General features: G+C 71.8%; 9 protein-coding genes, 1 tRNA gene and 1 pseudogene. 7 read left to right on the top strand and 4 right to left on the bottom strand.

Annotated elements, in window-relative coordinates; all coding sequences use genetic code 11:
* The 4 genes from VE614_RS15990 to VE614_RS15975 all read left to right on the top strand — a co-directional run.
* Positions 1 to 277 (top strand): aldehyde dehydrogenase family protein (locus VE614_RS15990; RefSeq protein ID WP_324936963.1); only part of this gene is annotated, 277 nt, incomplete at its 5' end.
* A gap of 43 nt (positions 278 to 320) precedes the next feature.
* Entirely contained in the window at positions 321 to 1,601 is a 1,281-nt protein-coding gene (aroA, locus tag VE614_RS15985; RefSeq protein WP_324936961.1) for a 3-phosphoshikimate 1-carboxyvinyltransferase, read from the top strand.
* Between the two features lie 16 nt (positions 1,602 to 1,617).
* On the top strand, positions 1,618 to 2,628 hold the full coding sequence (gene rsgA / locus VE614_RS15980; protein ID WP_324936959.1) for a ribosome small subunit-dependent GTPase A: 1,011 nt from the start codon (positions 1,618 to 1,620) through the stop codon (positions 2,626 to 2,628).
* A 141-nt stretch (positions 2,629 to 2,769) separates the two neighbouring features.
* Positions 2,770 to 3,093: a multidrug efflux SMR transporter gene (locus VE614_RS15975; protein ID WP_324936957.1), complete on the top strand. Its 324-nt coding sequence runs from the start codon at positions 2,770 to 2,772 to the stop codon at positions 3,091 to 3,093.
* A gap of 7 nt (positions 3,094 to 3,100) precedes the next feature.
* Here VE614_RS15975 and VE614_RS15970 read toward each other — a convergent pair whose 3' ends face one another.
* Positions 3,101 to 3,709: a helix-turn-helix domain-containing protein gene (locus VE614_RS15970; protein ID WP_324936955.1), complete on the bottom strand. Its 609-nt coding sequence runs from the start codon at positions 3,707 to 3,709 to the stop codon at positions 3,101 to 3,103.
* 185 nt (positions 3,710 to 3,894) lie between these two features.
* Between VE614_RS15970 and hisN the strand changes: the two genes are divergently transcribed.
* Both hisN and VE614_RS15960 read left to right on the top strand, forming a co-directional pair.
* Positions 3,895 to 4,695: a histidinol-phosphatase gene (hisN, locus tag VE614_RS15965; RefSeq protein ID WP_324936953.1), complete on the top strand. Its 801-nt coding sequence runs from the start codon at positions 3,895 to 3,897 to the stop codon at positions 4,693 to 4,695.
* A 133-nt stretch (positions 4,696 to 4,828) separates the two neighbouring features.
* Positions 4,829 to 5,239, top strand: coding sequence for a cyclic nucleotide-binding/CBS domain-containing protein (locus tag VE614_RS15960; RefSeq protein WP_324936951.1), 411 nt, complete (start codon positions 4,829 to 4,831; stop codon positions 5,237 to 5,239).
* A gap of 76 nt (positions 5,240 to 5,315) precedes the next feature.
* Here the strand turns inward: VE614_RS15960 and VE614_RS15955 are convergent, their stop codons facing one another.
* The gene (locus VE614_RS15955; RefSeq protein WP_324936950.1) at positions 5,316 to 6,770 is read right to left on the bottom strand and encodes a catalase; all 1,455 of its coding nucleotides are present in this window, start codon (positions 6,768 to 6,770) and stop codon (positions 5,316 to 5,318) included.
* 151 nt (positions 6,771 to 6,921) lie between these two features.
* Here VE614_RS15955 and VE614_RS15950 point away from each other — a divergent pair, with 151 nt between their 5' ends.
* Entirely contained in the window at positions 6,922 to 7,338 is a 417-nt protein-coding gene (locus VE614_RS15950) for a Fur family transcriptional regulator (RefSeq protein ID WP_086168811.1), read from the top strand.
* Between the two features lie 125 nt (positions 7,339 to 7,463).
* Here VE614_RS15950 and VE614_RS15945 read toward each other — a convergent pair.
* Both VE614_RS15945 and VE614_RS15940 read right to left on the bottom strand, forming a co-directional pair.
* Positions 7,464 to 7,537, bottom strand: a tRNA-Met gene (locus VE614_RS15945).
* A gap of 395 nt (positions 7,538 to 7,932) precedes the next feature.
* A pseudogene (locus VE614_RS15940) lies at positions 7,933 to 8,070 on the bottom strand (sel1 repeat family protein); the annotation flags it as partial.

Raw genomic sequence — 8,070 nt, 5'->3', positions numbered from 1 at the left:
CGACGAGGCGGTCGCGCTGGCCAACGACAGCGACTTCGGCCTCGGCGCCACCGTCATGAGCAGCGACCTCGACCGGGCCCGCTCGGTGGCCGAGCAGCTGGAGGCCGGCATGGTGTGGATCAACCAGCCGACCGGCTCCTCCCCCGAGCTGCCCTTCGGTGGCATCAAGCGGTCCGGCTACGGCCGCGAGCTCTCCGAGCTGGCCATGTTCGAGTTCGCCAACCGGCGCCTGGTCCGCACGGTGCCGGCGAAGAAGGCCAAGCCGGTCGGCGGCTGAGCGTGCGCGCGGTGCGGTGTCGCCGACCGGGCAGGATGGACGCATGAGCCCGGTCTGGACGACGCCGCACCGCGCCACCCCGGTGGACGCCGTCGTGGCCCTGCCCGGGTCGAAGTCGCTGACCGCCCGGGCGCTGGTCCTCGCCGCGCTCGCCGACGGCCCGAGCCGGCTGGTCCGGCCGCTCCGCGCCCGCGACACCGACCTCATGGCGGCGGGGCTTCGGGCCCTGGGCACAGCGGTCGACGAGGACGGCGACGACTGGGTCGTCATCCCCGGAGCGCTGCGCGGCCCTGCCGAGGTCGACGCCGGCCTGGCCGGCACCGTGCTGCGGTTCCTGCCGCCGGTCGCCGCGCTCGCCGACGGGCCCGTCCGCTTCGACGGCGACCCCCGGTCGTACGAGCGTCCCCTGAACGGCGTCGTCGACGCGCTGCGGGTGCTGGGCGCCCGGATCGACGACGACGGCCGGGGCGCGCTGCCGCTGACCGTGCACGGCGGGGGCGCCCTGGACGGGGGCCGGGTCGAGATCGACGCCTCCTCGTCCTCGCAGTTCGTCTCCGCGCTGCTGCTGTCGGGGCCGCGGTTCAACCAGGGCGTCGAGGTCCGGCACGTGGGGGCCACGCTGCCGTCGATGCCGCACATCCGGATGACCGTCGACATGCTGCGCGCCGTCGGTGCCCAGGTGGACACCCCCGAGTCGGGCGGCGAGCCGAACGTCTGGCGGGTCACGCCGGGCGCGCTCCTGGGCCGTGATCTGACGATCGAGCCGGACCTGTCCAACGCCCAGCCGTTCCTGGCGGCGGCGCTGGTGACGGGCGGCACGGTGGTCATCCCCGACTGGCCGGCCCGCACCACCCAGCCCGGTGACCGGCTGCGGGAGATCTTCACCGAGATGGGCGGCTCCTGCGAGCTGACCCAGTACGGCCTGCGGTTCACCGGTTCTGGGGCGATCCATGGCATCGATGTCGACCTGGGCGAGGTCGGCGAGCTGACCCCGGGCATCGCGGCGGTCGCCGCGCTCGCCGACTCCCCGTCCACCCTGCGCGGCGTGGCGCATCTGCGGCTGCACGAGACGGACCGCCTGGCGGCCCTCACCAAGGAGATCAACGAGCTGGGCGGCGACGTCACCGAGACCGCCGACGGCCTGCACATCCGCCCGCGCCCGCTGCACGGCGGCGTCTTCCACACCTATGAGGACCACCGCATGGCGACCGCCGGCGCGATCCTCGGCCTCGCGGTCGAGGGAGTACGGATCGAGAACGTGGCGACGACGGCGAAGACCCTGCCGGACTTCCCCGAACTCTGGACCGGGATGCTCGGGGCCTAGGGACGCGGGGAGAGTCATGCGCCGCTACGGCAAGCACACCGACGAGGACGACATCCGCAGCCGCCCCAACCGCAAGGGCAACCGGCCGCGCACCCACATCCGGCCCAAGCACGAGGACGCCGCCGAGGGCATGGTCCTCACCGTCGACCGGGGCCGCCTGACCTGCCTGGTCGGGGACCGCGTGATCCTGGCGATGAAGGCCCGCGAACTGGGCCGCAAGGCGGCCGTGGTCGGCGACCGGGTGGCCCTGGTCGGCGATCTCTCCGGCAGGAAGGACACTCTCGCGCGGATCGTCCGGATCGAGGAACGCTCCTCGGTGCTGCGCCGCACGGCCGACGACGACGACCCGTACGAGCGGGTGGTCGTCGCCAACGCCGACCAGCTCGCCATCGTCACCGCCCTCGCCGATCCCGAGCCGCGCCCGCGGCTGATCGACCGCTGTCTGGTGGCGGCGTACGACGGCGGGCTCACCCCGCTGCTGGTGATGACGAAGTCGGACCTCGCCCCGCCGGACAAGCTGCTGGAGCTGTACGGCGACCTGGACATCCCGTACGTCGTCACCAGCCGCGAGGAGCTGCAGAGCGGAGACGCGGCGGACCGGGTGCGCGAACTTCTGGACGGCAGGATCACCGCCTTCGTGGGGCACTCCGGTGTCGGCAAGACGACCCTGGTGAACGCGCTGGTGCCGGAGGAGCGGCGGCGTACGACGGGTCATGTCAACGCGGTGACGGGCCGCGGCCGGCACACCACCACCTCCGCCCTGGCCCTGCCCCTCGCGGGCACGGACAGCTGGGTCGTCGACACCCCCGGCGTCCGGTCGTTCGGCCTCGCCCACATCGACCCGTCCCGCGTGATCAACGCCTTCCCCGACCTGGTGCCCGGCACCGAGGGATGTCCCCGAGCGTGCAGCCACGACGAGCCCGACTGCGCGCTGGACGCGTGGGTGACCGAGGGTCACGCCGACCCCGCCCGGCTCTACTCGCTGCGCCGGCTGCTCTCCACGCGGGAGCCGCGGGAAGGCGACTGACCTCCGCGTTGTTTTGCCCGGCGGTGGGTTCGGTAAGGGCATAATCGCACCGAGCCGGAAGCAAGGTCGACCAAAGCAAAGCCGGACAAAGCGGTCACAGTGCGCGACGGGGATCCACGGGGACGTACGGGAGGACAGCACATGGCGTGGCTGCTGGTCATCGTGGCCGGGTTTCTGGAAACCGGTTTCGCCGTCTGCCTCAAGCTCTCGCACGGCTTCACCCGCCTGTGGCCGACCATCGCGTTCGCCGTCTTCGCCCTCGGCAGCTTCGGCCTGCTGACCATGTCCCTGAAGAAGCTGGACGTGGGCCCGGCGTACGCGGTGTGGACCGGGATCGGGGCGGCCGGAACCGCGATCTACGGCATGGTCTTCCTCGGCGACATCGTCTCCACCCTGAAGATCATTTCGATCAGCCTGGTGATCATCGGGGTGATCGGACTCCAGCTGTCCGGCTCGGCGCACTGAACTCCCCTCAGGCAGGCTGCCGGCGCAGGACGCCGCGCACCAGGTCGGCGACCCCGCCCTCACCCGGCGGGGCGGCCACACAGGACAGAGCCAGCCGGACCACCAGCTCGCAGCAGCGGGTCAGCTCGGCCGCCTCCGCCGTGCCGCCGCCCGGCCCGGCGAGCGCGGCGACGGCACGATCGCGGACCAGGGCCACGAAGTCGCCGGGCGACGGCAGCGGGCCGTCCGCGCGGCGCTGCGCGGGCACGGCGGTGGTGGACGGTACGGCGGTGAGGGCGGGCGCGGGCAGCCGCTCACTCCAGCAGCCGGTGATCAGGGCGCGGACCAGCGCGTTCTCCCCGGCCGCCGTCGCGATCCACTCGGCGGTGGCGGTCAGCCGCTCCCGGGAGTCCGCCGGCGCGGTGAGCGCCCGGTCGATCCCGGCCAGATAGGCGTCCGCCTCCCGCCGCACCAGGGCCCGGGCGAGCCCCTCCTTGCTGCCGAACTCGTTGTACAGCGTCTGCCGGGACACCCCGGCCGCCGCGGCCACGTCCACCATCCGCACCGCCGACCACGGCCGGCGCGCCAGCGCCGTGTACGCGGCGTCGAGCAGGGACTCCCGCGCTGCAGGCATCATCGCCTCCCTCGCCGGCCGACGGCTCTGCGCCCAGATTTGACGCGCCCCCAACCACTGTCAAGGGCCCCCGCAGGCACAAAGGGCGCACGAGCGGCGGCGCGCGCCGCGGGGCGGGGCAGGCCGGGGCGAAGCGCCGGCCCGCCCCGTGTGGCCTCGTGCCGTGCGCGCCGGATACCGTTCCTCACATGCCGGACTACCTCGACGACCTCCGTCTCGCCCATGTCCTCGCGGACGCCGCGGACGCCGCCACCATGGACCGCTTCAAGGCCCTCGACCTCAAGGTGGAGACGAAGCCGGACATGACCCCGGTCAGCGAAGCGGACCGGGCCGCCGAGGAGCTCATCCGCGGCCAGCTCCAGCGCGCCCGGCCCCGGGACGCGATCCTCGGCGAGGAGTACGGCGTCGAGGGCACCGGCCCGCGCCGCTGGGTGATCGACCCCATCGACGGCACCAAGAACTACGTCCGCGGCGTGCCCGTCTGGGCGACGCTGATCGCCCTGATGGAAGCGGGAGAGGGCGGCTACCGGCCCGTCGTCGGCGTGGTCTCCGCGCCCGCGCTCGGCCGCCGCTGGTGGGCGGCGAAGGGCCACGGCGCGTTCACCGGGCGCAGCCTGCAGAAGGCGACCCGGCTGCACGTCTCCAAGGTCGCGAAGCTCGCGGACGCCTCGTTCGCCTACTCCTCGCTCTCCGGCTGGGAGGAGCAGGGCCGGCTGAACGGGTTCCTGGACCTGACCCGCGAGGTGTGGCGCACGCGCGCGTACGGCGACTTCTGGCCGTACATGATGGTGGCCGAGGGCTCGGTGGACCTGTGCGCGGAGCCCGAGCTGTCACTGTGGGACATGGCGGCGACCGCCATCATCGTCACCGAGGCGGGCGGTACCTTCACCGGCCTGGACGGGCGTCCGGGCCCGCACAGCGGCAACGCGGCGGCGTCGAACGGTCTGCTCCACGACGAGTTGCTGGGGTACCTGAATCAGCGCCACTGAGCTTCACGCGCCCCCTTGTTGACCCTCTCTTTGCCTGCCACTCTGAGAGTCCCCCCACTTGTGAATTTGTGAAGCCCTGAACAATCCCCATCCCGGGGCTCGTCAGGGCTTCATGAGGAGGTGGCTCCAGCCCATGCTCGTCCGTGACGCCATGAGCAAGATGGTCCTCGTCATCGGCCCCACTCACACACTCCGCCAGGCCGCGGCCCTCATGTCCGCCCGCCGGATCGGCGCCGCCGTGGTGCACGACCCGGACGCCGGCGGGATCGGCATCCTGACCGAGCGCGACATCCTCAACTCCGTGGCCCTCGGCCAGGACCCGGACACGGAGTGCGCGCACGCCCACACCACCACCGACGTCGTCTTCGCCACCCCGACCTGGACCCTGGAGGAGGCGGCCCGCGCCATGGCGCACGGCGGTTTCCGGCATCTGATCGTCCTCGACCGGGACGAGCCGGCCGGCATCGTCTCGGTCCGCGACATCATCCGCTGCTGGGCCCCGGCGAGACTGCAGGTGGCCACCGCGCCGGCCGTATCGGCGTAGGAACGCACGGCGGGCCGGGCCCCGAGGGGACCCGGCCCGCCGCCTACGGCAAGCGATCCAGTGCTGGTGGGGTCGTTCAGCCGCGCAGGGCCTGGACCGCGGCCTCCAGCCGCTTGCCGAAGTCGGCGTCCGCGTTGCGGAAGTTGCCGATCGCGCGCTCGACGATCTCCTGGCGCGAGACCTTCGCGAGGAAACCGGCCAGGTTGCCGATGAGCCGGTCCTGCTCGTCCGCGCTCATCAGCCGGTAGAGGTTGCCGGCCTGGACGAAGTCGTCGTCCTCGGCGTGCAGCGGGGCCGGGTGGTTGCCGGTGCCGCCGGTGAACCCGTCGATCGGCTGCCACAGCGCCCGGCCCGTCTGCTGCGGACCCCCGAAGCTGTTCGGCTCGTAGTTCTTGGCACCGCCGTGCCGGCCGTCGTAGAGGAAGCCGTCGCGGGAGTTGGTGTGGGCGACGGTCGCGTGCGGGCGGTTCACCGGCAGGTGGTCGGCGTTGATGCCGACGCGGTAGCGGTGCGCGTCGCCATAGGCGAACAGCCGGCCCTGGAGCATCTTGTCCGGGGAGGGGCCGATACCCGGCACGAAGTGCGCCGGAGAGAAGATCGACTGCTCCACCTCGGCGAAGACGTTCCGCGGGTTGCGGTTCAGCTCCAGCTTGCCGATCTCGATGACCGGGTAGTCCGCGTGCGGCCACACCTTCGTGAGGTCGAACGGGTTGAAGCGGTACGTCGCCGCGTCCGCCGCCGGCATGATCTGCACGCCCACGGTCCAGCTCGGGAACTCGCCGCGCTCGATGGCCTCGCGCAGGTCGCGCTGGTGGGAGTCGGGGTCCTCACCGGCGAGCCGGTTGGCCTCCTCCTGGGTGAGGTTCCTGATCCCCTGGTCGGTCTTGAAGTGGTACTTGACCCAGAAGACCTCGCCGGCCTCGTTGTTCCACTGGAAGGTGTGCGAGCCGAAGCCGTCCATGTGGCGATACGAGGCGGGGATGCCCCGGTCCCCGAACAGCCAGGTCACCTGGTGCGTGCTCTCGGGGCTCAGGCTCCAGAAGTCCCACACGTTGTCGGCCTCGGTGGAGCCGGTGTACGGGTCGCGCTTCTGCGTGTGGATGAAGTCCGGGAACTTGATCGCGTCCCGGATGAAGAACACCGGGGTGTTGTTGCCGACGAGGTCGTAGTTGCCCTCCTCGGTGTAGAACTTCACCGCGAAGCCGCGCGGGTCGCGGACGGCGTCCGCGGCGCCGAGGTTGCCGGCCACCGTGGAGAACCGCAGGAACACCTCGGTCTGCTTGCCGGCCTCGGAGAGGAACTTGGCACGCGTGTACGGGGTGACATCCGCGGTCACCGTGAAGGTGCCGTAGGCGCCGGCACCGCGGGCGTGCACGACACGCTCCGGGATGCGCTCGCGGTTGAAGTGGGCCAGCTTCTCCAGCAGGAGCTGGTCCTGGACGAGCACCGGGCCACCGATACCGGCGGTCTCGCTGTTCTGATTGTCGGCTACCGGAGCACCGGCCTCCGTGGTGAGCGGTCCCTGAGTCACGTCCGCGCCTTCCTGTCTTACCTGTCCCTTGGCCAACGCCGATCTCGATCCTACAATGGACATTGTCTAAGTCAAGTGTGGCTCCAACTTCGGTGGGGCTCCAACTTCACACCCATTCGGGACCTGGGTCCCTTGCTGTTAGGCTGGTGCCATGAGCGACCTTCTTGATCGGCTGCGCGGACGCGGATGGCGGATGACCGCGCAGCGGCGTGTCGTGGCCGAGGTCCTCGACGGCGAACACGTGCACCTCACGGCCGACGAGGTCCACGCCCGGGCCGTCACGAAGCTGCCCGAGATCTCCCGGGCGACCGTCTACAACACCCTCGGCGAGCTGGTGTCCCTCGGCGAGGTCATCGAGGTCACCACGGACAAGCGGGCCAAGCGGTACGACCCGAACGCGCACCGGCCGCACCACCACCTGGTCTGCGCCCAGTGCGGCTCCATCCGCGACGTCCACCCCACCGGCAACCCGCTGGCCGACCTGCCCGACTCGGAGCGCTTCGGCTTCACGGTGTCGGACGTAGAGGTGACCTACCGCGGCATCTGCCCGAACTGCACGTCGGCGTAGCCGCGCCCCGCGCGCACGAAAGCCCCGGCACATCCCGCGCCGGGGCTGACTTGTTCCCTACCGCATCCACGCACGACAAAAGCCGAGGGCCGGAACCCTTACGGATTCCGGCCCTCGGCCTTCAGTAGCGGGGACAGGATTTGAACCTGCGACCTCTGGGTTATGAGCCCAGCGAGCTACCGAGCTGCTCCACCCCGCGTCGATGAATGCAACATTACGTCAACCCATCCACGGATGCAAATCGCATAGGAGGGCAGAGGGCGAAGCCTCCGGTGCGGCTACGGGGCGGTGCCCCCGGTGGGGCCAGGGGCGGGGCCTCCGGTGCGGCTAGCGGGCGGTACCTCCGGTGGGACCAGGGGGCGAAGCCTCTGCGGGGCCCATGGGTCGCACCCTCCGGGGTGCAGGGGCCTCAGCCTCCGGCTGACCCCAGGAGCAGAGCCCTCGGTGTTCGGGGTGCAGGGGGCGCAGCCCCCGTCGGGGTGCAGGGGGCGCAGCTCCCGGTGGGGCCGGGAGGGGCGGAGCCCCTGGGGATGGGAGAGGGTAAGGGCGGCGGGGGCGAGGAAAGCCCTCGTACCCCCACCCCGCAGCGGAGCGTCACGCCGACAGTTCCTCCCGCAGCGCGTCCCGCAACCGCGCCGCCCGCTCGGCCACCTCTCCGGGCCCGAGCGTCACGGCGAGATCGGCCCACCGCTGCCCTTCCACGAGCTCACCGCGACGCGCGTAGACGAGGGC

This window comes from Streptomyces sp., assembly GCF_035645055.1.
Taxonomy (GTDB): domain Bacteria; phylum Actinomycetota; class Actinomycetes; order Streptomycetales; family Streptomycetaceae; genus Streptomyces.
This window is presented reverse-complemented; position numbering and strand designations above follow the sequence as displayed.

Excerpts from the sequence above, each read along its gene's own strand:
- aroA (WP_324936961.1), top strand. The coding sequence starts at position 321 with ATGAGCCCGGTCTGGACGACGCCGCACCGCGCCACCCCGGTGGACGCC.
- rsgA (WP_324936959.1), top strand. The coding sequence starts at position 1,618 with ATGCGCCGCTACGGCAAGCACACCGACGAGGACGACATCCGCAGCCGC.
- VE614_RS15975 (WP_324936957.1), top strand. The coding sequence starts at position 2,770 with ATGGCGTGGCTGCTGGTCATCGTGGCCGGGTTTCTGGAAACCGGTTTC.
- VE614_RS15970 (WP_324936955.1), bottom strand. The coding sequence starts at position 3,709 with ATGATGCCTGCAGCGCGGGAGTCCCTGCTCGACGCCGCGTACACGGCG.
- hisN (WP_324936953.1), top strand. The coding sequence starts at position 3,895 with ATGCCGGACTACCTCGACGACCTCCGTCTCGCCCATGTCCTCGCGGAC.
- VE614_RS15960 (WP_324936951.1), top strand. The coding sequence starts at position 4,829 with ATGCTCGTCCGTGACGCCATGAGCAAGATGGTCCTCGTCATCGGCCCC.
- VE614_RS15950 (WP_086168811.1), top strand. The coding sequence starts at position 6,922 with ATGAGCGACCTTCTTGATCGGCTGCGCGGACGCGGATGGCGGATGACC.